This is a genomic window from Ruegeria sp. CDSA077, assembly GCF_059612265.1.
Genome location: NZ_JBXWQG010000001.1, coordinates 1,410,328 through 1,435,031, shown reverse-complemented (window position 1 = coordinate 1,435,031; position 24,704 = coordinate 1,410,328). Strand labels below are relative to the sequence as shown.

General features: G+C 57.5%; 22 protein-coding genes. 11 read left to right on the top strand and 11 right to left on the bottom strand.

The window, feature by feature from the left end; genetic code table 11:
- The first annotated feature begins 266 nt into the window (after nucleotides 1-266).
- Entirely contained in the window at nucleotides 267-1,028 is a 762-nt protein-coding gene (locus AC2FLE_RS07190) for an NAD kinase (protein ID WP_496696053.1), read from the top strand.
- 263 nt (nucleotides 1,029-1,291) lie between these two features.
- On the opposite strand, the gene AC2FLE_RS07185 is transcribed toward AC2FLE_RS07190, so the two are convergent.
- The 3 genes from AC2FLE_RS07185 to AC2FLE_RS07175 all read right to left on the bottom strand — a co-directional run bounded on the left by AC2FLE_RS07185 (nucleotide 1,292) and on the right by AC2FLE_RS07175 (nucleotide 7,233).
- Nucleotides 1,292-2,731, bottom strand: coding sequence for an amidase family protein (locus AC2FLE_RS07185; protein ID WP_496696052.1), 1,440 nt, complete (start codon nucleotides 2,729-2,731; stop codon nucleotides 1,292-1,294).
- Between the two features lie 73 nt (nucleotides 2,732-2,804).
- The gene (gene prpE, locus AC2FLE_RS07180) at nucleotides 2,805-4,694 is read right to left on the bottom strand and encodes a propionate-CoA ligase PrpE (protein ID WP_496688652.1); all 1,890 of its coding nucleotides are present in this window, start codon (nucleotides 4,692-4,694) and stop codon (nucleotides 2,805-2,807) included.
- 265 nt (nucleotides 4,695-4,959) lie between these two features.
- On the bottom strand, nucleotides 4,960-7,233 hold the full coding sequence (locus tag AC2FLE_RS07175) for an NADP-dependent malic enzyme (RefSeq protein ID WP_142632785.1): 2,274 nt from the start codon (nucleotides 7,231-7,233) through the stop codon (nucleotides 4,960-4,962).
- Between the two features lie 186 nt (nucleotides 7,234-7,419).
- On the opposite strand from AC2FLE_RS07175, the gene AC2FLE_RS07170 reads away from it, so the two are divergent.
- From AC2FLE_RS07170 to upp, 7 genes are all read left to right on the top strand, one after another.
- On the top strand, nucleotides 7,420-8,112 hold the full coding sequence (locus AC2FLE_RS07170) for a hypothetical protein (protein ID WP_496692455.1): 693 nt from the start codon (nucleotides 7,420-7,422) through the stop codon (nucleotides 8,110-8,112).
- A complete protein-coding gene (locus tag AC2FLE_RS07165) occupies nucleotides 8,087-9,178 on the top strand; it encodes a cupin domain-containing protein (RefSeq protein ID WP_142632789.1) in 1,092 nt (363 codons plus the stop codon). The genes AC2FLE_RS07170 and AC2FLE_RS07165 overlap by 26 nt, the downstream gene beginning before the upstream one ends.
- A gap of 102 nt (nucleotides 9,179-9,280) precedes the next feature.
- Nucleotides 9,281-9,673, top strand: coding sequence for a cytidine deaminase (locus AC2FLE_RS07160; RefSeq protein WP_142632791.1), 393 nt, complete (start codon nucleotides 9,281-9,283; stop codon nucleotides 9,671-9,673).
- Nucleotides 9,674-9,677: 4 nt separating this feature from the next.
- Complete coding sequence (locus AC2FLE_RS07155) at nucleotides 9,678-10,985, top strand: thymidine phosphorylase (RefSeq protein ID WP_281994990.1); 1,308 nt, start codon at nucleotides 9,678-9,680, stop codon at nucleotides 10,983-10,985.
- On the top strand, nucleotides 10,982-12,193 hold the full coding sequence (locus AC2FLE_RS07150) for a phosphopentomutase (protein WP_496696049.1): 1,212 nt from the start codon (nucleotides 10,982-10,984) through the stop codon (nucleotides 12,191-12,193). Before AC2FLE_RS07155 ends, AC2FLE_RS07150 begins: the two co-directional genes overlap by 4 nt.
- Nucleotides 12,190-13,176: an adenosine deaminase gene (locus AC2FLE_RS07145; RefSeq protein ID WP_496696047.1), complete on the top strand. Its 987-nt coding sequence runs from the start codon at nucleotides 12,190-12,192 to the stop codon at nucleotides 13,174-13,176. The genes AC2FLE_RS07150 and AC2FLE_RS07145 overlap by 4 nt, the downstream gene beginning before the upstream one ends.
- A complete protein-coding gene (gene upp / locus AC2FLE_RS07140) occupies nucleotides 13,173-13,805 on the top strand; it encodes a uracil phosphoribosyltransferase (RefSeq protein ID WP_281994363.1) in 633 nt (210 codons plus the stop codon). Before AC2FLE_RS07145 ends, upp begins: the two co-directional genes overlap by 4 nt.
- A gap of 6 nt (nucleotides 13,806-13,811) precedes the next feature.
- Here upp and AC2FLE_RS07135 read toward each other — a convergent pair whose 3' ends face one another.
- Nucleotides 13,812-14,825: a hypothetical protein gene (locus AC2FLE_RS07135; protein ID WP_496696046.1), complete on the bottom strand. Its 1,014-nt coding sequence runs from the start codon at nucleotides 14,823-14,825 to the stop codon at nucleotides 13,812-13,814.
- Between the two features lie 152 nt (nucleotides 14,826-14,977).
- On the opposite strand from AC2FLE_RS07135, the gene AC2FLE_RS07130 reads away from it, so the two are divergent.
- From AC2FLE_RS07130 to AC2FLE_RS07120, 3 genes are all read left to right on the top strand, one after another.
- The gene (locus tag AC2FLE_RS07130; RefSeq protein WP_496696044.1) at nucleotides 14,978-15,913 is read left to right on the top strand and encodes a DMT family transporter; all 936 of its coding nucleotides are present in this window, start codon (nucleotides 14,978-14,980) and stop codon (nucleotides 15,911-15,913) included.
- Nucleotides 15,910-16,557: a sulfotransferase family 2 domain-containing protein gene (locus AC2FLE_RS07125; RefSeq protein ID WP_496696042.1), complete on the top strand. Its 648-nt coding sequence runs from the start codon at nucleotides 15,910-15,912 to the stop codon at nucleotides 16,555-16,557. The genes AC2FLE_RS07130 and AC2FLE_RS07125 overlap by 4 nt, the downstream gene beginning before the upstream one ends.
- A gap of 187 nt (nucleotides 16,558-16,744) precedes the next feature.
- Nucleotides 16,745-17,473, top strand: a complete 729-nt coding sequence (locus AC2FLE_RS07120) for a Hint domain-containing protein (protein ID WP_496696040.1) — start codon at nucleotides 16,745-16,747, stop codon at nucleotides 17,471-17,473.
- Nucleotides 17,474-17,540: 67 nt separating this feature from the next.
- On the opposite strand, the gene AC2FLE_RS07115 is transcribed toward AC2FLE_RS07120, so the two are convergent.
- The 7 genes from AC2FLE_RS07115 to AC2FLE_RS07085 all read right to left on the bottom strand — a co-directional run bounded on the left by AC2FLE_RS07115 (nucleotide 17,541) and on the right by AC2FLE_RS07085 (nucleotide 24,658).
- The gene (locus AC2FLE_RS07115) at nucleotides 17,541-19,742 is read right to left on the bottom strand and encodes a 3-hydroxyacyl-CoA dehydrogenase NAD-binding domain-containing protein (protein ID WP_496696039.1); all 2,202 of its coding nucleotides are present in this window, start codon (nucleotides 19,740-19,742) and stop codon (nucleotides 17,541-17,543) included.
- Nucleotides 19,735-20,223: a cupin domain-containing protein gene (locus AC2FLE_RS07110; protein ID WP_142632807.1), complete on the bottom strand. Its 489-nt coding sequence runs from the start codon at nucleotides 20,221-20,223 to the stop codon at nucleotides 19,735-19,737. The genes AC2FLE_RS07115 and AC2FLE_RS07110 overlap by 8 nt, the downstream gene beginning before the upstream one ends.
- A complete protein-coding gene (locus tag AC2FLE_RS07105; RefSeq protein ID WP_142632809.1) occupies nucleotides 20,223-21,434 on the bottom strand; it encodes an acetyl-CoA C-acetyltransferase in 1,212 nt (403 codons plus the stop codon). The genes AC2FLE_RS07110 and AC2FLE_RS07105 overlap by 1 nt, the downstream gene beginning before the upstream one ends.
- A gap of 10 nt (nucleotides 21,435-21,444) precedes the next feature.
- Entirely contained in the window at nucleotides 21,445-22,083 is a 639-nt protein-coding gene (locus tag AC2FLE_RS07100) for a glutathione S-transferase family protein (protein ID WP_142632811.1), read from the bottom strand.
- A 79-nt stretch (nucleotides 22,084-22,162) separates the two neighbouring features.
- A complete protein-coding gene (locus AC2FLE_RS07095) occupies nucleotides 22,163-22,375 on the bottom strand; it encodes a hypothetical protein (protein WP_142632813.1) in 213 nt (70 codons plus the stop codon).
- 51 nt (nucleotides 22,376-22,426) lie between these two features.
- Entirely contained in the window at nucleotides 22,427-24,208 is a 1,782-nt protein-coding gene (locus tag AC2FLE_RS07090; RefSeq protein WP_496692444.1) for an acyl-CoA dehydrogenase C-terminal domain-containing protein, read from the bottom strand.
- Nucleotides 24,209-24,256: 48 nt separating this feature from the next.
- On the bottom strand, nucleotides 24,257-24,658 hold the full coding sequence (locus tag AC2FLE_RS07085) for a MerR family transcriptional regulator (protein WP_142632817.1): 402 nt from the start codon (nucleotides 24,656-24,658) through the stop codon (nucleotides 24,257-24,259).
- Between the last annotated feature and the right edge of the window lie 46 nt (nucleotides 24,659-24,704).

The following is a 24,704-nucleotide window of genomic DNA, read 5'->3' as shown; positions in this document are numbered from 1 at the left end:
CGCTGACGGCCCAGCTCGGACGTGATCGAGCCGAACAGCTCTGGGTCGCGCGCTGAGAGAGACTGGGTGAAAAAACCGGTATCACGTAGATTGGCGTTCATGGGGGCTCCACAATGCTGGGATTTCTTGCGGATTTCCTATCGGAAACGGGACATCGGCAAAAGGCTTAAAGCGACGATTTGGCCAGCGGTGGCGTCAAGTCTGGTCTATAGGGGAAAGGTATGATTGTTTCGGAACCAAATGTGCAGCACTGGAAACCACAATAGATGATTCAAAGAATCGCTTTTCTTGCCAGCGACGCCAAGGTGGCTCAAACCGCACGCGACAAACTGGTCGGGCGCTATGGCAATGCGGCGCCGCGTGATGCAGGTGTAATTGTCGCGCTGGGTGGGGACGGTTTTATGCTGCACACTTTGCACAACATGCAGCACCTCGATACGCCCGTATATGGCATGAATCGTGGAACAATCGGGTTCCTGATGAACGAGTTCCACGAAGAAGATCTGATGGACCGTCTTTCCGCCGCTGAAGAAGAGGTCATCAACCCGCTGGCGATGCGCGCGATGGATCAGTCCGGAAAGATCCATGAGGCGCTAGCCATCAATGAGGTCTCTTTGCTAAGGGCAGGCCCTCAGGCGGCGCGGCTGAGGATCAGTGTGGACGGTCGCGTGCGCATGGATGAATTGGTTTGCGATGGCGCTTTGCTGTCAACGCCAGCAGGATCGACGGCTTATAACTATTCCGCGCATGGGCCAATCCTGCCGATTGGATCGGATGTTCTAGCTCTGACAGCGATTGCAGCCTTTCGTCCGCGACGCTGGCGGGGCGCACTGCTGCCCAAAATCGCCCAGGTGCGGTTCGATGTGTTGGATGCGGACAAGCGGCCGGTCATGGCGGATGCGGATTCAAATTCATTTCCGGATATTGATTGGGTCGAAATTCGATCTGAACCGGCGATTCGGCACCGTATCCTGTTCGACCCGGGCCACGGCCTGGAAGAGCGTCTGATTTCGGAACAGTTCACCTAAATGAAAGGCCAGGTACGAATTAATCGCGCTTGTGTGAACCAGTTCACACGAATCCGATTAACATTAAGGTAGTGTGAACTTGCCTGGAGAACACGCCATGGTGGAAGTGAGTGGCCATCAACGGCGGTTTCGAAATGAACGTGCAGTTTATGTGCGGGCGAGGGTAGGTGGTGCTACGCTCGTTATCGGATTTCTAGGCATATTTTAGAAAGCGGACCCCGGGTACAAAACCCCGGGGTCAATTTTTTTTGGACAACGTCTATTTAGAAGGACGTCCCCATTTTCTTCCACAATGGCAGGCACATTTGCCCTACCCGGTCTTCTATCGCCGCGGCGGCGTCTACGGCCATATCCTCGCGCCATCTGCGGGCTGCGATCTGGATGTTGATCGGCTGCGGCCCATGCGGCAGCTCGGCCAGCCGCGCCGGAACACATGCCGCGGGCAGGCCGATGAAGTTCATCGCATAGGAATAGACCGCACAGCCCAGAACTTCATGCACGCCCTCGGCGCCCTCGGTATCTCGGTCCGGTTTGAAGAACGGCTGTGGCAGGAATGGTGACAGGACCAGAGGATAGTTATGCATGAACAGAGACCACTCGCGCGCATAGTGGCTGCGCTTGGCCAGCATTTCGATAAGGTCTGTGCCGACTATGGGTGGGAATTCCTGAAAGTAGACCTCGAATATGTCGCGGATTGTTTTAGATCCCGCAGCCTCGATATCGGCTTTCAACAAGGTCAGAACTTCGCCCATCAGGGCGCGGTACCCACCACGACCAGCTTCAAAGATATCGGGTGGTGCTACCTCTTCCACTACATAGCCTGCATCGATCAATGCATCGCGTGCCGTATCCAGAGCCTTGTCGACTTCGGGATGCAAATCGTATCCAAAGGTCTGCTTGGTGAAGGCGACCTTGATCGGGCCGGTTTGGTCCTCACCCCGCCACGGCATCGGCACGTGAAACGGATCGCGCGGATCGGGCGCGATCAAGCTGGGCATGGACAGGTGCAGGTCCGCTGCGGAGCGCGTGATCAGACCCTGCACCGACATCGATTGTGCCAATATGCCCCGTTCTGCCGATTGGCTGGGATTCCACGCCGGAACACGACCCAGACCCGGTTTGACGGTGACCGCCCCATTGGCGGCGGCAGGAAATCGCAGACTGCCCCCTATATCGTTGCCATGGGCAAGCGCACCGATCCCAGCCATCACAGCCGCGCCCGCGCCACCAGAAGATCCCCCGGGCGAGATATGACGCCCCCAGGGGTTATACGTGCGGCCATGCAGTTCGTTGTCTGTGTCAGCACGGAATGAAAATTCGGGCGTGTTGGTGCGACCGATGACGATGGCGCCCGCCTTTTGCAGGTTGGAAACAACCGGCGCATCATCCGGGGCGATCACGTCTTTCAGGGCAACGACCCCATTCGAGGTCGCATGTCCTTTTTGATCGACGTTGATCTTGATGGTGACCGGCACACCATGCAGGGGGCCGGGCTGCTCTCCGCCACCGACCGCCTTGTCCAGATATCGCGCACGGTCCAGCGCCTGCAGGCTCAGATCTTCGACAACCGCATTCAACGAAGGGTTGACCTGTTGCATCCGCTCGATTGCGGCTTTTACGGCCTCTTCCGCGCTGAGTTTACGGTTGCGGGTCAACGCGGTCAGATCGGTGGCGCTCAGACGCCAGATGTCGGTCACTGTCATGGGGCCTCACTGTCTTGGTCAGACAGTAGAGGCCCGGTGTCAGGTTGCAAGAGGCGGCAGGCGCGCCGATTTTCTACTGGGCGTAGCCGATGGATTTGAGGGCTTCGGTGATTTCGTCCAGAATCGCCGGATCGTCGATGGTGGCGGGCATCTTGTATTCCTTGCCATCCGCAATCGAGACCATGGTCCCGCGCAATATCTTGCCCGACCGCGTCTTGGGCAGCCGGTCGACAACCACGGCCAGTTTGAAGGCTGCGACCGGTCCGATCTTTTCGCGAACCAACTTGACGACATCCTGAACGACGTCACCGTGGTCCCGATCACAGCCCGCATTTAGGCATAAGAAGCCAACCGGCATCTGGCCCTTCAGCTGATCCGACACACCGATCACGGCGCATTCGGCAACGTCAGGGTGCGCGGCCAGAACCTCTTCCATGCCGCCGGTGGACAGACGATGGCCCGCGACGTTGATCACGTCATCGGTGCGCGCCATGATGTAGAGGTACCCGTCCTCATCAACCATGCCCGCATCGCCGGTTTCATAATATCCGGGAAAGTGATTCAGGTACGAGCTTTTGAACCGGTCTTCGGCGTTCCACAGCGTTGGTAGAGTGCCGGGGGGCAGGGGCAGCTTTACCGCAATCGCGCCCAGCTCTCCGGGTTTCATCGGGTGGCCGCCTTCGTCCAGAATCTGCACGTCGTAGCCGGGCATCGGCTTGGCAGGTGAGCCCAGCTTGGTTGGCAGCTCTTCAATCCCCAGCGGATTGCCCGCGATGGTCCAACCGGTTTCGGTTTGCCACCAATGGTCGATGACCGGAACGTTCAGCGCGTCTTTGGCCCATTCGATCGTGTCGGGATCTGCCCGCTCTCCGGCCAGAAACAGGGCTCGCAGGCAGGAGAGGTCGTATTCAGGGATTAATTCCCCCTTGGGATCTTCACGTTTGACCGCGCGGATTGCGGTGGGAGCAGTGAAGAAACTGCGAACATTATGCTCGGATATCACCCGCCAGAAGGTGCCCGCGTCTGGGGTTCCAACCGGCTTGCCCTCGAACACTATCGTGGTGTTGCCGTGGATCAGCGGCGCGTAGCAGATATATGAGTGGCCAACGACCCAGCCGACATCAGAAGCCGCCCAGAACACGTCGCCGGGATCCACGTTATAGATGTTCTTCATCGTCCAGTTCAGGGCGACCAGATGGCCGGCCGTCGGCCGTACGACCCCTTTGGGCGCTCCGGTCGTGCCCGATGTATACAGGATATAAGCTGGATCATTGCCATCGACAGGAACACATTCCGCAGGCTCAACACCGTACTGGAACCCGTGCCAGTTGAAATCACGCCCCTCGATCAAATGCGCAACCTCTTGTTCGCGCTGGAATATCACGCAGAAATCGGGCTTGTGGCTGGCAAGTTCGATGGCACCGTCAAGCAGCGGTTTATAATGCACCACACGGCCCGGCTCCATCCCGCAAGAAGCGGCGATGATTGCTTTTGGTTTGGCGTCATCAATACGGACCGCCAATTCGTTGCTTGCAAAGCCACCAAACACAACCGAGTGTACCGCACCCAGCCGGGCACAGGCCAACATCGCCTCAAGCGCTTCGGGGATCATCGGCATATAGATGATAACCCTGTCGCCCTTTTCGACACCTTTTGCCCGCAATGCCCCGGCCAAAGTAGCGACACGATTGCGCAGTTCGACATATGAGATCTCGCGCTTGGTGTGGGTGATTGGGCTGTCATAGATGATGGCCGTCTGTTCACCGCGACCATTCTCGACATGGCGATCAACTGCATTCCAGCAGGTGTTGACCCTGGCATCACAGAACCATTCATAAAGAGGAGCATTGTCGTCAAACAAAGCCTTGCTGGGTGGCCGAACCCAATCAATTCCTTTTGCAGCTTCCATCCAGAATGCCTCTGGATCGGATTTCCAGCTCTGGTAAACGTCCTGATATGCCACTTTGGTCTCCTCCGAAAAATCCCTGCACCGTGTCTAGGGCGGGGTAGAGGGGGCAGACAAGCGGTCGAAGTGACGGAGCGTCACTTTATCGCAAAATATTTGCAGATGTATAAGAATTTCCCTGCTAACTTTTGCAAATCTGTCGGCAATTTATGGATATTGCGCGCCGAATTCACAGTTTTGCAAAACTGCAAATGTATTGGTGCAAATATGAAGGAATCAGTCCGGGCACCTGTTTCGGTGCCCGGAGGGGATCCGTGACCCTTTACCCGTAATGAGCGACAGGCGTTCCTGCGATCGCCGCCATGTTCAGTAACCCGCGTGCGGTGATCGAGGGGGTCACGATATGTGCCTTGTTGCCCATACCCATCAGGATCGGGCCAACTTCCAGCGCGTTGGCCTTCATCTTCAGGATGTTGCGCACACCGCTGGCGGCATCTGCGTGGGCAAATATCAGGACGTTGGCGACACCTTCTAGACGTGAATGCGGGAAAATGCGCGACCGCAGTTCAGGGTCAAGCGCTACGTCCAGATTCATCTCACCCTCATATGTGAAATCGCGCGGCTCCGAGTCCAGAATCTCCAAAGCGGCCCGCAGGCGCTTGCCCGAGCCTTCGGCCTGATTGCCGAATTGAGATTGCGAACAGAACGCGATTTTTGGCTCCAACCCGAAACGCCGGACATGACGGGCCGCGCCCAGGGTGGTTTCGGCAAGCTCTGCAGGCGTTGGTAATTGCCGCACATGTGTATCGGCAATGAACAAGGGGCCGTCCTCAAGAACCATCAGAGACAAAGCGCCATGCGCGCGCAGGTCGCCATTGGCCAACACCTGTTCGACATAGCTTAGGTGCCAGCGGTATTCGCCAAAGGTTCCGCAGATCAGGCTGTCGGCCTCGCCACGCTGGACCATGATCGCCCCAATGGCTGTGCTGTTGGTGCGCATGATGGCCTTGGCCAGATCAGGGGTGACACCGCGGCGCTGCATGATCTGGTGATATGAGGTCCAGTAATCATAGTAGCGATTGTCATGTTCCGGGTTCACGATCTGAAAATCCTCGCCAGGACGCACGGTCAGGCCCAGGCGCTCGCATCGCGCTTCGATGACTTCGGGACGTCCGATCAGGATCGGTGTTTCCGTGGTTTCTTCCAGAATGGCCTGAGCGGCGCGCAGCACACGTTCGTCCTCACCCTCGGCAAATACAATGCGGCGCGACGCAGCTGCTGCGGCCTCGAAAACCGGGCGCATGATCAGGGCGGATTTGAAAACCGTCTGGTTCAGGCGCTCTTTATAGGCCTCCATATCTGGAATCGGACGCCTGGCAACGCCACTGTCCATAGCCGCCCGGGCCACTGACGAGGACACAACAGCGACGAGGCGCGGGTCAAAAGGTTTTGGGATCAGATAGTCAGGTCCGAATGTCAGTTGCTCGCCCTTATAGGCGGCGGCGGCTTCTGCACTGGTCGTTGCCCGGGCCATATCAGCGATACCATCTACGCAGGCGATCTGCATAGCGTCGTTAATTTCGGTCGCACCAACATCCAGGGCGCCCCGGAAGATGAAAGGAAAGCACAGAACGTTGTTCACCTGATTGGGAAAATCACTGCGACCCGTTGCGATGATCGCATCGGGGGCCACTTCGCGAGCTGCGTCCGGCAGAATCTCGGGCGTCGGGTTGGCCAGCGCGAAGATGATTGGTCTGTTGGCCATTTTCGCGACCATTTCGGGTTTCAGGACATTCGGTCCGCTAAGCCCCAGAAACAGATCGGCATCCCCGATCACGTCATCCAGCGTGCGCAGATCAGTCTTTTGCGCGAATTGGCTCTTGTGCGGGTTCATGTCCTCGGCTCGCCCTTCATAGACAAGCCCGTGAATGTCACACAGCCAGATGTTTTCGCGTTTCACACCCAGCTTCACCAGCATATTCAGGCAGGCGATCCCAGCCGCGCCTCCGCCGGTCGAGACGATTTTGATATCCTCGAACTTTTTCCCGGCAACGTACAGCGCGTTCTTGGCAGCGGCGCCCACGACGATTGCGGTGCCGTGCTGGTCATCGTGAAAAACGGGGATGTTCATCCGCTCGCGGCACAGTTTTTCGACAATAAAACAATCGGGTGCCTTGATGTCTTCAAGGTTGATCGCACCGAACGTGGGTTCCAGCGCGCAAACGATATCGGCCAGCTTTTCGGGGTCGGATTGGTCAACCTCGATGTCGAAACAGTCGATCCCTGCGAATTTCTTGAACAGAACCGCTTTGCCTTCCATCACCGGCTTTGAAGCCAGAGCGCCTATATTGCCCAGGCCCAGCACTGCTGTTCCGTTCGAGACCACGCCAACAAGATTGCCCCGCGCAGTGTAAAGCTCGGCGTTGGATGGGTCGGCCTTGATTTCCAGGCTGGCCTCGGCGACGCCAGGCGAGTAGGCGCGCGCCAGATCCCGACCGTTGGCCATGGGTTTCGTAGCCCTGATTTCGAGCTTTCCAGGCTTTGGGTGAGCGTGATAATCAAGCGCGGCCTGTCGCAGGTTGGGAGTGTCAGACATAGGCAATTCATCTCCGTTCCGAATTTGGTTGAAGGGTTAAACTATTTCTGGCGCCTTGGCTACGTGACGTCACTTCATAAATGGATTTTTGCCAAACACGGCCGTAGGTTGAATTTTGTTCCAATATGGTTACGGTCTCGCATCTTCATATTCGGCACCGCTTCCACAGGAGATCGAAGGCCCAAGATGACCCCGGAAAAACAATCTCAGTCGATACCCGTCACAACCGATACCAAGCGGTCCTTTGGGCTGGACCAGCCGCTGTTTCGTGCAGCGATTGGTGTTGCGTTGCTGATCTTGGTGGTCCTCTGTATCTGGCCGGTGCAGGCGATGTCCCTCAGCCATGAGGGCGGCCCGTTCGAATCCATTTCGGCGGCGGCGCTTGTTCTAGCCGGGGGCATTGCGCTTTTCCGGTATCGCGGGATTTCCCGTCTCTATATCGGTCTCGTCTGTTTGCTGCTGGCAGAGCGCGAACTAGCTGCGGATATCTATGCCGTAGATAGCCTGCCATATGGGATTCTGAATGGGCTGGACACGCTGCTTGATATGAACGCGGTTCGCGTCATCCTGGCTGTTTTGGTTCTGGGCGGCTTGCTCTGGCACGGGGTGCCAAACGGGTGGCGTGCGTTCAAGCAACGGGTCCCGTTTCTAATGGTGTTCTTTCTGGCCGGTATGTGTGCCGTGGTTGCACAGGGGTTGGAAGAGGTCAGTGGCGCACTGAAAGACGACCTGTCGGACCAGATGATCATGCGTTTGTTTGTGTTGGAAGAAACGCTTGAGATGTTCTTTTCGATTGGCATTTTGGCTTCTGTTCTGATCGGATGGCCCAAAGCCACGACCGAAGAGAACTTGAATGACCAGCAATCAGACCAAAGCTGAGATTCGTCTGCCGACGCAGGAATTACGTGACGACATCCCGTTTTTTACCAAGGTACTGGGGATGCGGATGGATATGATCTATCCGGCTGATGACCCTCGGGTCGCCGTGTTCTCGGGGCATGGATTGCGATTACGGATCGAACAGGATGCACCCGAGGCGCCCGGAATGTTGCGCATTCTGACCGAAAATCCGGATGAGTTTGCGGCTGGCCAGCGCAGTTTGGTCGCGCCGAACGGGACGCGTGTCGAAATTGATGAGCTGAACCCGCCGATGGTGATGCCGGATACCGTGCATTCCTTTGTCGTGCGCAGACTCAAGGATCAGGCCCCGTGGGTCATCGGGCGCGCCGGAATGCATTATCGCGATCTGGTACCCGATCGCTTGGGCGGGTCGATCATTGCCAGCCATATCCGCATTCCTGATGGCGGTCCGGTTCCAGACATGGTGCATTTCCACAAGGTCGGGTTTCAGTTGATTTTCTGCATCCATGGCTGGGTCGATGTGGTTTACGAGGATCAGGGCGACAAGATGCGCCTGACCGCCGGTGATTGCTTTATCCAGCCGCCCGAAATCCGTCATCGTGTGTTGGAAGCATCGGACAATGTGCAGGTGATCGAAATTGGTGTTCCTGCCGAACATGTCACCGAAATCGACCACGAAATGCAGTTGCCGACCCCGCAATACCGCCCGGATCGCGAATGGCAGGGCCAGCGCTTTGTCTACAACCGGGCCGAGGGGGCAGAATGGGGGCCGTTCCGTTTGCCGGGCTACATCTGTCGCGACACCACGATTGCCCAGAACACGATGGGTGTCGCAGGCGTTCAGGTGGTGCGTCGGGGGCAGGGTGACACCGCCTGGGCTACACATGATACCGATATTCATTTCACCTTCGTTATGAACGGTGAGTTGACGCTCGAAGGCGAGGGGCGCGACCCGTATCGGCTGGAACAAGGTGATGCCTTTGTCATTCCACCGGGCATGCGGACACGCCTGTCTGATCCGACCGATGATGTTGAACTGCTTGAGGTCACGCTGCCTGGCGTGTTCAATACGGTTCTGGATTAAGCATTTTGGCTCAGGAATTCTGCGCTCGGGGCTTCAATTCCCCGGGGGCTTTCATTTAGGGTATGACTTTCTGACCAGATGATCAAAAAATAGGGAATCGCCATGAGCTTGAAAGACGCAGCCTTGTCCGTGCGGGAAAACGCCTATGCGCCTTATTCCAATTTCAAGGTCGGCGCGGCGATCCGGTCCCTGTCGGGGCAGATCTACTCCGGTTGCAATGTGGAAAACGTGGCCTATCCCGAAGGCACTTGCGCCGAGGCCGGAGCCATTGCTGCCATGGTCGCTGCTGGCGAGCAGGAACTGACCGAGGTTTACGTGGTCGCGTCGTCTCCTCAGCCAGTACCGCCGTGCGGGGGGTGCCGCCAGAAACTGGCCGAGTTCGGCAAGCGTGACGTCAAGGTGGTATTGGCCAGCTTGGACGGGGCGGAGTTGAAAACCACTATCGGGGATCTGCTGCCAGGCGCATTTGACGCCTCGCATATGGAGGATGTCTGACCCCATGGACGCCCGCTCGATCATCGCAAAGTTGCGCCGCAAGGATATACCCTCCGCCGAGGAACTGCACTGGTTTGCGCAGGGGCTTGCCGATGGTGGGGTCAGTGACGCGCAGGCAGGGGCCTTTGCCATGGCGGTTTGCATGGGCGGGCTGGGCGCGCAGGGCCGCGCCGATCTGACCATTGCGATGCGCGACAGCGGCGATGTCCTGAACTGGGATGTGGAAGGTCCGGTAATCGATAAACACTCGACCGGGGGTGTGGGCGACAGCGTCAGCCTGGTACTGGCCCCCGCACTGGCCGAGCTTGGGGCCTATGTGCCAATGATTTCTGGCCGGGGACTGGGACATACGGGCGGCACGTTGGACAAACTTGAATCCATCCCCGGTGTGACCACCCAGATCAGCCAGGACCGGCTGGTGCAGGTGCTGAACGAAACGGGGGCAGCCATCGTCGGGGCCACCGGGCAAATCGCGCCGGCGGACAAACGGCTTTACGCCATTCGGGATGTCACGGCGACAGTTGAAAGCCTCGACCTGATCACCGCGTCGATTCTGTCGAAAAAGCTTGCGGCCAGCCCGGATGCACTGGTGCTGGACGTTAAGGTTGGCAGTGGGGCTTTTATGAAAACCCTTGATGACGCGCGCAATCTGGCACAGGCGCTGACGGAAACCGCCAACGCTGCAGGGTGTCGGACCTCGGCAGTCATAACCGATATGAACCAGCCGCTTGCCTCTGCGCTGGGCAATGCACTTGAGGTGGATGAGGTCATGAAGGTATTGACCCAAGCGCCTGACGCGCCGTTGGCTGTGATCTCTGCCGAACTGGGTGGGGTTCTGTTGGCTGACGCCGGTATGTTTGCCACTTCGGAAGAAGGCCGGGACAAAATCGCCAAGGTCATCCGCGATGGCCGTGCCGCAGAACGGTTTGGCCGCATGATGGCCGCAGTTGGGGCACCCATTCACTTTGTCGACGATTGGTCGCGCTATTTGCCCGAAGCCAGCGTGATCCTGGAAGTGCCCGCTCCCGCTGCGGGCTATGTAACCACGATAGACGGAGAGGCTCTGGGCCTTGCGGTTGTCGAATTGGGTGGCGGACGTCAGGTAGAAAGCGATGTGATCGACCCTGCGGTCGGGCTGTCAGATCTGGTGCGACTGGGCGACCGGGTCGAAAAAGGCGTTCCATTGGCGGTCGTCCATGCCGCCCGCGAGGATGCCGCGCGACGTGCGGCTGATGCTGTTCAAAAGGCGATCACGCTTGGAACGGGTAAACCAGTGGTGCCATCCCTTGTCCACGAGAGGATCACGCCATGAGCCGTGCCTTCCTTGTGGTGATGGATTCTGTGGGTATCGGCGGCGCGCCTGATGCTGATCAGTTCTTTAATGGCGACATGCCGGATACTGGGGCAAACACTCTGGCCCATATCGCGCAGGCTTGTGCTCAAGGTCAGGCGGAAGAGAGGCGATCCGGACCTCTGCATCTCCCGCATTTGGATGCGCTGGGGTTGGGTGCTGCGGCACGGCTGGCCTCGGGTGCGGAAACGCCGGGTTTACTGGCCCAGCCGACAGGTCTGTGGGGCTGCGCCTGTGAGGATTCTCCGGGCAAGGACACGCCATCGGGGCATTGGGAGCTAGCAGGGCTGCCTGTGCCGTGGGACTGGCATTACTTTCCCAATACAACACCATCATTTCCGGCTGATCTGAGCAAGGTCGCAGCCGAGGCCGCCGGAACCGAAGGGGTTTTGGGGGATTGCCACGCCTCGGGCACCACGATCATCGCCGAATTGGGGGCCGAGCATATGCGAACCGGTTGGCCGATCTGCTATACCTCGGCCGATAGTGTCTTTCAGATCGCCGCGCATGAAGAAAGTTTCGGCCTAGACCGTCTGCTTGACCTCTGCCGCGCGCTGGCCCCACGTTTGCACCAGATGAAAGTGGGGCGTGTGATCGCACGGCCCTTTGTCGGCTCGCCCGAACAAGGGTTCACCCGCACGACCAACCGCAAGGATTTTGCCATCGTGCCGCCCGCTCCGGTGCTGACGAACTGGTGTCAGGATGCGGGCCGCCGTGTTCATGCAGTGGGCAAGATCGGCGATATCTTTTCCATGCAGGGAATCGACACGCTGCGCAAAGGGTCGGATGCTGACTTGATGGGTCATCTGTCCGATCTGGTCGATGAGGCCGAAGAGGGCAGCCTGACATTCGCTAATTTTGTCGAGTTCGACAGTCTCTATGGCCATCGGCGCGACATCAGCGGCTATGCCCGCGCGCTGGAATGGTTTGACCAAGAGATAGGTGCAATTCTGACCCGGTTGCGCCCCGATGACCTGATGTTGTTGACCGCTGATCACGGCAACGACCCAAGCTGGATCGGCACCGACCACACGCGTGAGCAAGTACCTGTCCTGATTGCAGGGCAGGGTGCGGGGCAGATCGGTCAGGTCAAATTCGCCGACATTGCTGCCAGTATCGCACATCACCTGAATATCCCGGCACAAGGGCCGGGGCGGAGCTTTCTATGACTGTCGCTGACCTACCCAAGATCGAACTGCACTTGCATCACGAAGGTGCCGCGCCGCCTGCCTTCATCCGTCAGCTGGCGCATGAAAAGCGCATCGACCTGAGCGGGATTTTCAAACCTGACGGGTCATATGATTTCCGGGATTTCGCCCATTTCCTCAGCGTATATGAGGCCGCCTGTGAAGTGCTGAAATCGCCCGAGGATTTCCGCCGTCTGACGTTGGCTATTCTTGAAGAAAGCGCGGCGAACGGGGTGGTGTATTCGGAAAGCTTTCTGAGCCCCGATTTCTGTGGCGGTGGCGATTTGGTGGCCTGGCGCGACTATCTAAGTGCCATTCAGGATGCCGCTGATGAAGCCGAGCGGAAGTACGATATCACTCTGCGCGGCGTGGTGACCTGTGTCCGGCATTTCGGACCCCAACAGGCCAAGCTCAGTGCATATTGTGCTGCTGAAACTGCGGGCGACTGGATTACCGGGTTCGGTATGGGGGGCAATGAATCCATGGGGGTTCAGGGCGACTATAAGTGGGCGTTTGACTGCGCGCGCGAGGCCGGACTATGCCTGACCACCCATGCCGGAGAGTTCGGTGGGCCGGATAGTGTCCGCGATGCGATCCGTGATCTGGGAGTTGAACGCATCGGCCATGGCGTGCGTGCGATCGAAGAACCCGACCTTGTGCATGAGATCGTTGATCGTGGTGTGACGCTCGAGGTTTGCCCAGGCTCGAACGTGGTTCTGGGCCTGTTTCCTGACTTTGCCAGCCACCCGATTTCCAAGTTGCGCGAGGCAGGTGTCAAGGTCACCGTGTCCACCGACGATCCGCCGTTTTTCCATACCACAATGCGGCGTGAATATGAGATGTTGGCCAAAGCTTTCGGTTGGGAGGCCGAGGATTTTGCCGCCCTGAATGAAACCGCCCTGAATGCGGCTTTTTGCGATGAAGCGACCCGTGCGCGGGTCAAGAAAAGACTGGAGATATCATGAGCGAACACCTGACCGTCGTCGACCACCCGTTGGTGCAGCATAAATTGACGCTCATGCGGGACAAGGTCACTTCGACCGCCGAATTCCGTCAGTTGCTGCGTGAGATCACCTTGCTTCTGGCCTATGAGATCACGCGCGAAATGCCATTGACAACCCGACACATTGAAACCCCGATGGAAGAGATGGACGCCCCTATCCTGGCAGGTAAGAAACTGGCGCTGGTCTCTATCCTGCGCGCCGGTAACGGTATGCTGGACGGGGTTTTGGAATTGATCCCCTCGGCCCGTGTTGGCTTTGTTGGCCTGTACCGCGATGAAGAGACTTTGAAGCCCGTCCAATATTACTTCAAAGCGCCCGAGGGGCTGAAGGACCGTTTGGTCATTGCTGTCGACCCGATGCTGGCAACCGGCAACAGTTCGGCCGCCGCGATTGATTTGCTGAAAGAGGCGGGCGCGACGGATATCCGGTTCCTGTGCCTGCTGGCCGCCCCCGAAGGCGTTGCCCGCATGAAAGAGGCACATCCGGATGTTCACATCGTCACCGCCGCACTGGACCGTGAGCTGAACTCAAAAGGCTATATCATGCCGGGTCTGGGCGATGCGGGCGACCGGATGTTCGGGACCAAATAAGCGGGCTTATCCGCCGCAGATATTCTGCAGCCGGACCCATTCGCGATCTGGCAGTATCTGTTGCTGGGGCTGGCCCGCCATTGGGTCGGCCTCGATCAGGCCCAGCACGGTTTCACCTGTGACGTCCGTCGCATAGGCAAAGGGGGCCGAGGGCAAAGCTGCCTCGGCAAAAATCTTCAGCAGGTTCTCGTCGGGTACAGCCGGACGGGGTTCTGATAAAACTTCTTCGGTATAACTGTCGACAATCTGAGGTGTCAGCTCACCGGTTGTCAGCAGGCGGAACGCAGATCTGATGCCGGTCCGGTCCAGCAGATCATCCAGTGGGTCCTGTGCCTGCACACGTGCACGTTCCGTAATGATGTACCCGGCCACGACCGAGGGGTCTTCGTGATCTTCGACCAGAGATCGGTTCAACAGGACAATTCCACCCGGCAGGGTCAGGCTGGTCTGTACTCCGGCGGGTAGGATAACGATTGCGCGTACGCCCGTTCTTGCCGCCAGATGATCCAGTGCTTCCTGAGTGCCCTCGGACACGCAGGCGCGGCCTGACACTCTTTCGATGCGCCTCAGGATCGTGTCGCCGATGTCGATACGCTTGATTTCGGGCACAACGGATACGACATGTTTTTGCAGTGCCGACGGCAACCACAGAAGCATCAGCGCGGCCACAGCAGCCACAACCCCGGCCACGCTGAACCACCGCAAACGCCCGGGGTGGGGGCGTGACCAGTCGATGGCACGCTGCAGACGGTCAATGGCTTCGATCATCGTGGTTTCGGATTGGGCCAGTTCCAACGTCTCTTGTGGGTCGCCATCCGGGTGGTAAATTGCAGGGAAAACACCGGGGTTCTGGCGCTCTAGCGCAGCCAGCGACCAATGAGTCAGGGCCCGGTCGTTGAAATCCGATATCGTCAGCGTCGCTTCACCAATCGACACAACAACCTCGCGCCGCTGAACATCGGGCGAGGGGCGCCACAGACCGGTGGCTTCGATCCGCTGGAACTGTTTCAGTGCCGTCATCGGGGTGATGTCTGCTCGTTCTTAATTGGAGCCAGCTTAACACGCTAAATTCAACCGGCGCAAACCTGTTGCGCGACGTTCAGGAAATGTGCTGGATACCTAGACGAGCGGAATATTCTGTTACCGCTCTCCATCATGCCGCGGGGAAAATGATGCAGGCGGACACCCAGACTTCACCGGTTTTGGCCTCGGTGCTGATGGTCAGTGCTATGGCAATCATCGGCGTGATTGATAATGTGGTCATCTTGGTGGCCGAAACGATCGGTCTGTGGCAGTTCCATTTCAGCCGGGCACTGCTCATGCTACCGCTGATAATGGGTCTGTCATTGCTAGGGCTGGGCCGCTTGCGCCCGATTAGGCTTGGCCCCGTGATCCTGCGTAGTGTTCTCATCACATTGGCCATGTTGTTCTATTTTGCCTCGCTTGCGCTGATGCCGATTGCTCAGGCGCTGGCAGGGTTGTTCACGTCGCCGATCTTTGTGCTGTTGATTACAACCGTCGCCATGAAGCAACGGATAGGCCCATGGCGTATTCTGGCCGTTGCAGTAGGGTTTGCCGGGATTTTGTGCGTGTTGCAGCCGAATCCCGGCGAGTTTGATGCAAAAACGCTGTTGCCGGTCGCCGGAGGGCTGTTCTACGCGTTCAGTTCAGTCATCACCCGAAGCCACTGCGCGCAGGAAAGCACGACGGCATTGCTGGCGGCAATGGTGGTGACTTTGGGACTGGCCGGAGCGTTGGGACTAATCGTGTTTTCTCTTTTCCCAGTGGCTCCGGTCGCTGGGCCGGACGGGTTCGTCACCCGAGGTTGGGTCTGGCAGATGGGACCGGCACTTCCATGGATTATTGCGCAGGCTGTTGGTTCAACGATTGCGGTATTCATGCTGATCAAATCCTATCAGATCGGTGAGACCTCTTATGTGGCGGTGTTTGAATATTCGGTGATGATATTTGGACCCTTGTTCGCCTGGAGGGTCTTTGGGCAGAATATCGGTGTTCTGCAGATCCTCGGCATATGCCTGATCGCAACGGCCGGAGTTCTGCTGGCCTGGCGGTCCACGCGTCCCGCCGCTACAGAGGCCGCATCGTGATCATTTCGCGCGGTCGCTCTTATATCTTCGTCCACATTCCCAAAACTGGAGGGACATCTTTGTCGCTGGCTTTGGAACAGCGCGCGATGAAGGATGATATTTTGCTGGGAGATACGCCCAAGGCAAAGAAACGCAATAGGCGGATCAAACAGCTATCGGCGCGTGGCCGCCTTTGGAAACATTCAACCCTCGCCGATATCGAAGGTGTTCTTTCACCGGATGACTTTTCGGGGATGACAGTCTTTACTCTGGTCCGAAATCCCTGGGATCGGCTTGTCAGCTATTATCACTGGCTCAAGGTGCAAGGCTTTGATCATCCCGCAATCGCGCTGGCCCGCGCCCATTCGTTTGAAGGATTTGTCTGCCATCCCGCGACGCAACAGTCGCTCCGTCAGCATCCGGCGCGGCACTACGTGACGCGAGCCGATGGTATTGAACAATGCCAGCACTTCATCAGGCTCGAAGCCTTTGATCAGGGGGCAGAGCCTCTGTTCGACCATTTGGGGTTTCGGATCACGCTGCCGCATTTGAACCGATCAGAGCGGTCACAAGACTACCGCAGCTATTATTCAGCCGCATCACAGGAGGCCATCGCCGAGGCTTGCGCTGAAGATATAGACAGATTCGGATACTCTTTTGATTAGATGACAGAAATATCGTTTCCCTGCGGGACTTAATACCGGGCGATTACAGATCGTTGTTCCGTTTTTAGCGTTGTCCAACGGGGTTTGGGGCCCAAATCAGGCTCAAATGTGTCAAAATTTGGACGCGTGATCGGTTTGGATGCTAATGAATATCTATTGTTTTTGGTGCCAGCAGGGGGGGAGGCACGTGTTTGAAGTAGTGAGTGACATGGGTATTTCAGATGTTCCGGAAAGCCGGACACAATTCGAAACCAGAGTAGAACTGAACGCGCGCCGTGGCGGCTTGATCCACGGGACCAGGGTTGCAACTGTCGACGGCTGGACGCCGATTGAAGACATTCAGCCTGGTGATCTGATCCGGACAGTCGAGAACGGCTTTAAGGCAGTAAGGCGCATTTCTGTCGATACGATATCGGTTCCTACTGAAGAAAGTCGGATCGACTATTTGCCAGTCCGCGTACCCCCAAGTGCCGTCGACAGCCCAGGTACGATTTGGATCATGCCTGAACAGGGTATAGCATTGGAGAATGGCACCGCAGATCTGACTGTTGTGGCAGCACGAAAGTTGAGCGGTTTGTTCCGCATCAAGTCGGACGTCCCGGCATCATCATTCGATGTCAGCGCACTGTTCTTTGACGAGGATGAAGTGGTCTATATGGAAGGCGGCATGCGCGCCTTCTGCCCGTCAGGGCGTTTCGGCGGCCACAGCGGCACAAGTGCGGGCTATCAAATTGCCGAAAGCGAAACAGCGGCGGAATTGGTCGAAGATATACGAACCGAGGGCCGCGTGGCAGCCCTTGCCAACCCGTTGGGTGCGCTGCCTGCACCCATCTCGCTGGAACAAGTTGTCCCTTTGAGACCCAGCAGGGGTGCGCGTCGCCCGGGTCGTCCGGGCCGGCCTCTCCCAGTGATCTGAACGGCAGACCAACCAAACACGACAAGCAGGGTGCTGGCGTAAGGTCTCTTACGCCAGCACCAACTGTTTAGGCAGCCTTGGCTTCGGGGTTGAAACGCCCGTAGAAGCTTTGGCCTTTATCTGCCATCTCACGCAGCAGCGGCGGGCAGGTAAACCGTTCCCCATATTGTGCGGTCAACTGATCGCAACGCTCGGCCGCATAAGGGGTGCCGATGATGTCCAGCCAGCTCAGTGGGCCACCTGACCAAGGTGCAAAGCCCCAGCCCAAGATTGCGCCTACGTCACCCTCTCGGATGTCTTCCAGAACGCCTTCTTCCAATGCGCGGACAGCCTCCAGAACCTGAGCGAACATCAGGCGTTCCTGCACTTCGATCACGTCGGGCTGATCCTCTGCCAGCGGATACTTGTCCTGCAGACCCTTCCAATATTCGACGCGCTTGCCTTTTTCGTCATAGTCGAAGAAGCCCGCGTTTGCCTTGCGGCCCAGACGGCCCTGTTCTTCCATCCAGAAGATCAGATCATCGGACGGGCTTTCAGGATATTCGTTGCCCATCGCGGCCTTGGTCGCGCGTGCGATCTTGGCACCCAGATCAATCGAGGTCTCATCAGTCAGCTGGATCGGCCCGACAGGGAAGCCCAACTGGCGTGCCGCGTTGTCGATCAGAACCGGGCTGACGCCTTCGGTCACCATCCGGGCACCTTCATTGATGTAGGGAATGATGCAGCGGTTGGCGTAGAAGAAGCGGGCATCGTTGACCACGATCGGCGTCTTGCGGATCTGGCGCACATAGTCCAGTGCCTTGGCCACTGCGCGATCACCGGTTTCCTTGCCTTTGATGATCTCGACCAAGAACATCTTTTCGACGGGCGAGAAGAAGTGGATGCCGATGAACTGATCCGCACGCACCGAAGCTTTGGCCAGGTCGCTGATCGGCAGGGTCGAGGTGTTCGAGGCAAAGATGCAATCCTCGGGAATGATCGCCTCGACCTTTTTGGTCATCTCGGCCTTGACGCCCATGTCTTCAAAGACAGCTTCGATGATCAGGTCGCAGCCCTTCAGATGATCAAGGTCAGGGGTCGCGGTGATGCGGCCCAGCATGGCCTCTTTCTTTTCAGCGGTAACCTTGCCGCGCTTCATACCTTTGTCCAGGTACGTCTCGGTATAGGCTTTGCCTTTGTCTGCTGCTTCCTGATCGCGGTCGACCAGAACAACTTCCATACCTGCCTGCGCCGATACAAGTGCGATACCCGCACCCATCATGCCAGCGCCCAGAACACCGATCTTCTTGACTGACTGATCCGGTACGCCCGCAGGACGCACGGCGCCTTTTTCCAAGGCTTCCTTGTTCAGGAACAGTGATCGGATCATGGCACCCGAAGACGGGTTCATCAGAACTGAGGTGAACCAACGGGCTTCGATCTTCAGCGCGGTGTCGAAATCAACCAGCGCACCTTCGTAAACAGCGCTTAGCAACGCCTTGGCGGCAGGGAACGCACCCTGGGTTTTGCTATTCACCATAGCCGAGGCGCCGACGAAATTCATGAAACCGGCAGGGTGGTAAGGCGCGCCACCGGGCATTTTGTAACCCTTGGCATCCCAAGGCTTCACAATGTCCGCATCTTTGGCGTTCAGCACCCAATCTTTTGCCGCGGCAACTGGATCCTCTGCGATCTCATCGATGTAGCCTGCACTTTTCGCCTTTTTGACGTCCAGCATCTTGCCTTCCAGCAACAGCGGAGCGGCTGCAATCGCACCGACCTTGCGGACCATACGGGTGGTGCCACCAGCGCCGGGGAAGATGCCAACCATGATTTCAGGCAGGCCGTATTTCGCCTTTGGGTTCTCGGCTGCAAAGATGCGGTGCGTCGACAGCGGTAGTTCCATGCCAATGCCTGCGGCTGTACCGGGCAGGGCGGTTGCAATCGGCTTGCCGCCTTTCTTGGTCTTGGGGTCCATGCCCGCCAGCTCGATCTTGCGCAGCACGCCGTGCATATTCATGGTGCCTTCGAACAGGCCCTTGGCGGGGTTGTCGCCCGCCTGTTCTTTCATCACCGCAAGCAGGTTCAGGTCCATGCCACCGGCGAACGAACCTTCTTTCCCGCTGGTGATAACGATGCCTTTGATCTCGTCATCGGCAAGTGCCTGATCGATGCAATCGCTCAACTGTGCGAAGCCGTCAAAAGACATCACGTTCATGGATTTTCCTGGAACGTCCCAGGTGATAATGGCGACGCCGTCCGCGTCTTTGCTCAGAGTGAAATCAGTCATTGTCATCTCCAATCTGGTCAGCCGTTAGCGGGCTTCCATCTTTCCGGGTGAAAGAGAATCCGTTCTCATCATCCTTCACCATCATGTCTAAGTCGCTGTAATAGCCGGTCTCGTTCGGGGTCCGTGTGCCCACCACCAGAAAGGTCGCAGGCGCATCGGTGTTGTTCACAAGGTGATGGCCGTTGGCTTCACCTGCGGGCCATGCGGCGCAATCGCCGGGCTGCATTTCATGCTCGCCATCGTCGTCGATCAGCGTACAGGTGCCGCTTAGCATGATTGCAAACTCGTCCTGCTCCATATGGTAGTGACGCAGCGAGGACATGCCTTGCGGTTCAAGCCGTACGATGTTGACCCCGTACTGGGTTAGCCCGCCCGCATCACCGAGGCGCTGAACAAAACGGCCTGCGGTCGCCTCGGCCAGCTTGCCGGGATAGGCCGAGCCGCCCTGAAACGGAATCTGAGAGAGATCCAGCTTGGGCATCAGACGCGCTCGATGATCGTTGCTGCACCCATGCCGGATGCGATGCAAAGCGTGGCCAGCCCGGTTTCCTTGTCCTGACGTTCAAGCTCATCCAGCAGGGTGCCGATGATCATCGCGCCGGTCGCGCCCAGCGGGTGGCCCATTGCGATCGAGCCGCCATTGACGTTGACCAAAGCCGGATCGACATCGAATGCCTGCTGGAAGCGCAGAACAACCGAGGCAAAGGCTTCGTTCACTTCGAACAGGTCGAGATCGCTGATTTTCATGCCGTTGTCGGCGAGGATTTTCTCGGTCACCGGAACCGGACCGGTCAGCATAATGGTGGGGTCGGTGCCGATCTTGGCCGTGGCCTTGATGCGTGCGCGCGGCTTCAGGCCGTATTTCTCGCCGAATTCCTTGTTGCCGATCAGAACTGCCGCCGCACCATCCACGATGCCCGAGCTGTTACCCGCGTGGTGGATATGATTGATCTTTTCCAGATGCGGGTATTTCAGCTTTGCGACGTTGTCGAAGCCGGGCATTTGCTCGCCCATCATCTGGAATGCGGGGTTCAAGCCACCCAGGCTTTGCATGTCCGTGCCGGGGCGCATGTATTCATCATGGTCCAGAATGGTCAGGCCGTTCTGATCCTTAACGGTGATGACCGATTTCGAGAACCGGTTGTCGTCCCACGCAGCTTTTGCACGGCGCTGCGATTCCATCGCCAGCGCATCAGCCTGATCGCGTGTGAACCCGTATTCGGTCGCAATGATATCAGCGGAGATACCCTGCGGAACGAAATAGGTGTTCATCGCCAGTGAAGGGTCAGCCGCAATCGCAGCGCCATCGCTGCCCATCGGAACACGGCCCATCATCTCGACCCCGCCTGCAATATAGGCGTCGCCTGCGCCGCCTTTGACCTGGTTGGCCGCCAGGTTCACAGCTTCCATGCCCGAGGCGCAGAACCGGTTGATCGCCAGCCCGGGGATCGATTCATCCAGATCAGAACCCAGCACTGCGGTTCGTGCCAGACAGCCGCCCTGTTCCATAACCTGGGTTACGTTGCCCCAGATGACGTCCTCTACGGCGTGGCCCTCTAGATTGTTCCGCTCTTTTACGGCGTTCAATGTCAGCGAGGACAGGCGCGCCGAAGTCAGCTCGTGCAGGCTGCCATCCTTGCGGCCTTTGCCGCGCGGAGTACGCAGGGCGTCATAGATATATGCGTCGGTCATAGTTTTCTCCTTAAGCTCGATCCGGCACAGAGCCGGGCATCAGGTCGTAGGGGTGTTTCCAGCCAGGCTGCTGGGACAAGCGTGTCAGCCAGGCGTCGATATTTGGCCATTCGGTGCGGTCAAAGCCGAAGGGTTCAGGATAGTAGAGATAGCCACAGCAGCTGAGATCAGCATTGGTTACACCGTCCCCTACGATCCAGTCGCGACCGTTCAGATGTGCATCCAGGACTTGATACGCAGCCTTCAGGCGACCCTGGTTGAATGCGATCACATCTGGGTTGCGATGTTCTTCCGGCAGAAAGTTGATCAAAAAACGGGTCAGGCCTGCCATCGAGCTGAGTTTGTGATTGTCCCACAGCACCCAGCGCAGTACCTCGTATTTCTCTTCCTGCGTCTTTCCTCCGAACATGCCTGTCTTTTCAGTTATATAAGTCTGAATGGCCCCGGACTGACTGGTGCGAAAGTCGCCATCAATCATGACGGGCGCTTCACCCATTTCGTTGACAGTGGCACGAAATTCGGGAGTGCGTGTCACTCCTTTGAAGAAGTCGACTTCGACGGCTTCCCATTCTAACCCTGATAACTCCAGAGCCAGCGCGGCCTTGTACGAGTTTCCGCTGACGCCGAAACAATGCAGTTTGATGGTCATCATTTGCCTCCCTTGGCACATGAGTCAGTGCGATGTGCTGTATCATGTAGCCCGCCCTTTTTTGGGCGGGTCTGTTTTCTTATCGTTTGCGCTCTTCAAGTTCGGAATTGAAGATACGCAAACGGTGCGTCAGGCTCTCTTCGTCGATGACGCTGTTGAAGTTCTCGAACAGGAATGACAGTGCCTCACCTTCGTCCAGACCAGCCTCGCGCGCGAACCCTCTGAGTTTGCGATAGCCGTCCTCGGTCATGGCGACCGGGAAACGGCGAGTCAGGCGAAATCGTTTTGGCATATCGAGCCTTTCGAATGGCCGGCCCCAAGATGGTTTGGGGCCGGTCAGAGATCAGAAGCTTGCCGCGTCCAGGCCCATGACAGTATCCGCACCGCTCTGGATGCGTGTCAGATGAAGACCGGTGGCTGGCAAGCGACGCGCCATGTAGAACTGGCCGGTGGTAATCTTTGTCTCGTAGAACTCGGTGTCCGAAGTCCCGGCTTCAAGTGCGGCATAAGAGGCTTTTGCCATCTGTGCCCACATCAGGCCCAGGCAGACATGACCGAACATGTGCATGAAGTCATTCGACCCAGCCAGCGCATGGTTGGGGTTCTTGGTGCCACTTTGCATAAAGTACATGGCAGCGGCCTGCAGATCCTTGGAGGCCGCTTTCAGCGGTTCGATAAACGCCGTATCATAGGCTTCGTTCTGACCTGCGTTTTCCTTGCAGAAGTTTTTGACCATTTCGAAAAACGCCATGACGTGTTTGCCGCCATCCTGGGCAAGTTTACGGCCCACAAGGTCAAGCGCCTGAACGCCGTTTGCGCCTTCGTAGATCATCGCGATCCGGGCGTCGCGGGTATATTGCGACATGCCCCATTCTTCGATGTAGCCGTGGCCGCCATAGACTTGCTGGGCCTTGACCGTCATGTCATAGCCTTCGTCGGTCAGGAACCCTTTGAGGACCGGCGTCAGCAGTGAGATCAAGCCATCGGCGTCATCGTCACCAGAGCGGTGGGCCTTGTCGATCATGGTGGCTCCCCACAGAACAAAGGCACGGGCACCCTCGGTAAAGCTCTTCTGATCCATCAGGCTGCGGCGGATGTCGGGATGCACGATCAGCGGATCGGCTGGACCGTCCGGATTTTTCGCGCCGGTCACATCGCGGCCCTGCAGGCGGTCCTTGGCATATTCCACCGCGTTCTGATAGGCCGCGTCGGCCTGGGACAGACCCTGCATGGCTACACCCATACGAGCTTCGTTCATCATGGTGAACATCGCGCGCATGCCTTTATGCTCTTCGCCCAAAAGATAGCCGGTTGCCTCGTCATAGTTCATGACGCAGGTCGAGTTGCCGTGGATGCCCATCTTTTCTTCGATGTTGCCGACCGATACGCCGTTGCGTTCACCCAGGCTGCCATCTTCGTTCACCATGAATTTAGGAACGATGAACAGGGATACACCCTTGATGCCTTCGGGGCCGCCCACGATCTTGGCCAGCACCAGGTGAATGATGTTGTCGGCCATGTCGTGTTCACCAGCCGAGATAAAGATCTTCTGACCGGAAATCTTGTAGGAGCCATCCGCCTGCGGTTCAGCCTTGGTGCGCATCAGACCCAGGTCGGTGCCGCAATGCGGTTCGGTCAGGTTCATGGTGCCGGTCCAATCGCAGCTAACCATGTTCGGCAGATAGGTTTCTTTCTGCTCTTGGGTGCCGTGCGCCAGAATGGCCGAGGCTGCGCCGTGGGTCAGACCTTGATACATGGTGAACGCCTGGTTCGAGGCGGAAAACATCTCGGCCACGGCAGAGCCGATGACATAAGGCATGTTCTGGCCGCCGAATTCTTCGGGCATGTCCAAGCCGGTCCAGCCGCCTTCCTTCATCTGACCGAATGCGTCTTTAAAGCCAGTAGGGGTATATACCACACCGTTTTCCAGACGACATCCTTCGGTATCACCGATTGTATTCAGCGGGTGCAGAACATTTGTCGCCACCTTACCGGCTTCTTCTAGAACAGCGCCGGTAAAATCAGGTTCAAGCTCGCTATAACCCGGGATGTCCGATCCCGATACATTGAGCACTTCGTGCAATACGAACTGCATGTCTTTGGTTGGTGCATTGTATACGGGCATTGGGAACTTCCTTAGTTTCGCTTGTCCGGTGGGTGGGTGCCGCCGGGGTTATTCTGCGGCCTTTTTGTCGCTCTTGATCGAGGCGATCACTTTCTCGCCCCATCTCAACTGTTCTTTTAGATCGTCAATGGCCTGGGTCAGCTCTTCACGCCGGGATTCCATATCGGCAAGCCGCTCGCACGCGATCTCATAGGTGCGGGTCATCTGTGTAACCTGCTGATCACCTACGTGATACAAATCAAGAAGCTGGCGAATTTCTTCCAGGCTGAAGCCAAAGCGTTTGCCTCGCAGGATCAGCTTGAGACGCGCCCGGTCGCTTTTGGTGAACAGTCGTTTCTGCCCTTCGCGGATCGGAAACAAAAGTTCCTTTGCCTCGTAAAAACGTAATGTGCGCGGCGTGACATCATAGGTCTCGCACATTTCACGAATGGTCATCAGATCTTCGGTCATGGTTTCTGCACTCTTGTAACTGGCCTTCGTTAAGCTGATTTGCGCA

Excerpts from the sequence above, each read along its gene's own strand:
- AC2FLE_RS07135 (WP_496696046.1), bottom strand. The coding sequence starts at position 14,825 with ATGACGGCACTGAAACAGTTCCAGCGGATCGAAGCCACCGGTCTGTGG.
- AC2FLE_RS07155 (WP_281994990.1), top strand. The coding sequence starts at position 9,678 with ATGGACGCCCGCTCGATCATCGCAAAGTTGCGCCGCAAGGATATACCC.
- AC2FLE_RS07170 (WP_496692455.1), top strand. The coding sequence starts at position 7,420 with ATGACCCCGGAAAAACAATCTCAGTCGATACCCGTCACAACCGATACC.
- upp (WP_281994363.1), top strand. The coding sequence starts at position 13,173 with ATGAGCGAACACCTGACCGTCGTCGACCACCCGTTGGTGCAGCATAAA.
- AC2FLE_RS07090 (WP_496692444.1), bottom strand. The coding sequence starts at position 24,208 with ATGCCCGTATACAATGCACCAACCAAAGACATGCAGTTCGTATTGCAC.
- AC2FLE_RS07190 (WP_496696053.1), top strand. The coding sequence starts at position 267 with ATGATTCAAAGAATCGCTTTTCTTGCCAGCGACGCCAAGGTGGCTCAA.
- AC2FLE_RS07110 (WP_142632807.1), bottom strand. The coding sequence starts at position 20,223 with ATGCCCAAGCTGGATCTCTCTCAGATTCCGTTTCAGGGCGGCTCGGCC.
- AC2FLE_RS07175 (WP_142632785.1), bottom strand. The coding sequence starts at position 7,233 with ATGTCTGACACTCCCAACCTGCGACAGGCCGCGCTTGATTATCACGCT.
- AC2FLE_RS07150 (WP_496696049.1), top strand. The coding sequence starts at position 10,982 with ATGAGCCGTGCCTTCCTTGTGGTGATGGATTCTGTGGGTATCGGCGGC.
- AC2FLE_RS07160 (WP_142632791.1), top strand. The coding sequence starts at position 9,281 with ATGAGCTTGAAAGACGCAGCCTTGTCCGTGCGGGAAAACGCCTATGCG.
- AC2FLE_RS07100 (WP_142632811.1), bottom strand. The coding sequence starts at position 22,083 with ATGACCATCAAACTGCATTGTTTCGGCGTCAGCGGAAACTCGTACAAG.
- AC2FLE_RS07105 (WP_142632809.1), bottom strand. The coding sequence starts at position 21,434 with ATGACCGACGCATATATCTATGACGCCCTGCGTACTCCGCGCGGCAAA.
- AC2FLE_RS07085 (WP_142632817.1), bottom strand. The coding sequence starts at position 24,658 with ATGACCGAAGATCTGATGACCATTCGTGAAATGTGCGAGACCTATGAT.
- AC2FLE_RS07095 (WP_142632813.1), bottom strand. The coding sequence starts at position 22,375 with ATGCCAAAACGATTTCGCCTGACTCGCCGTTTCCCGGTCGCCATGACC.
- AC2FLE_RS07185 (WP_496696052.1), bottom strand. The coding sequence starts at position 2,731 with ATGACAGTGACCGACATCTGGCGTCTGAGCGCCACCGATCTGACCGCG.
- AC2FLE_RS07145 (WP_496696047.1), top strand. The coding sequence starts at position 12,190 with ATGACTGTCGCTGACCTACCCAAGATCGAACTGCACTTGCATCACGAA.
- AC2FLE_RS07165 (WP_142632789.1), top strand. The coding sequence starts at position 8,087 with ATGACCAGCAATCAGACCAAAGCTGAGATTCGTCTGCCGACGCAGGAA.
- AC2FLE_RS07115 (WP_496696039.1), bottom strand. The coding sequence starts at position 19,742 with ATGACTGATTTCACTCTGAGCAAAGACGCGGACGGCGTCGCCATTATC.
- AC2FLE_RS07130 (WP_496696044.1), top strand. The coding sequence starts at position 14,978 with ATGCAGGCGGACACCCAGACTTCACCGGTTTTGGCCTCGGTGCTGATG.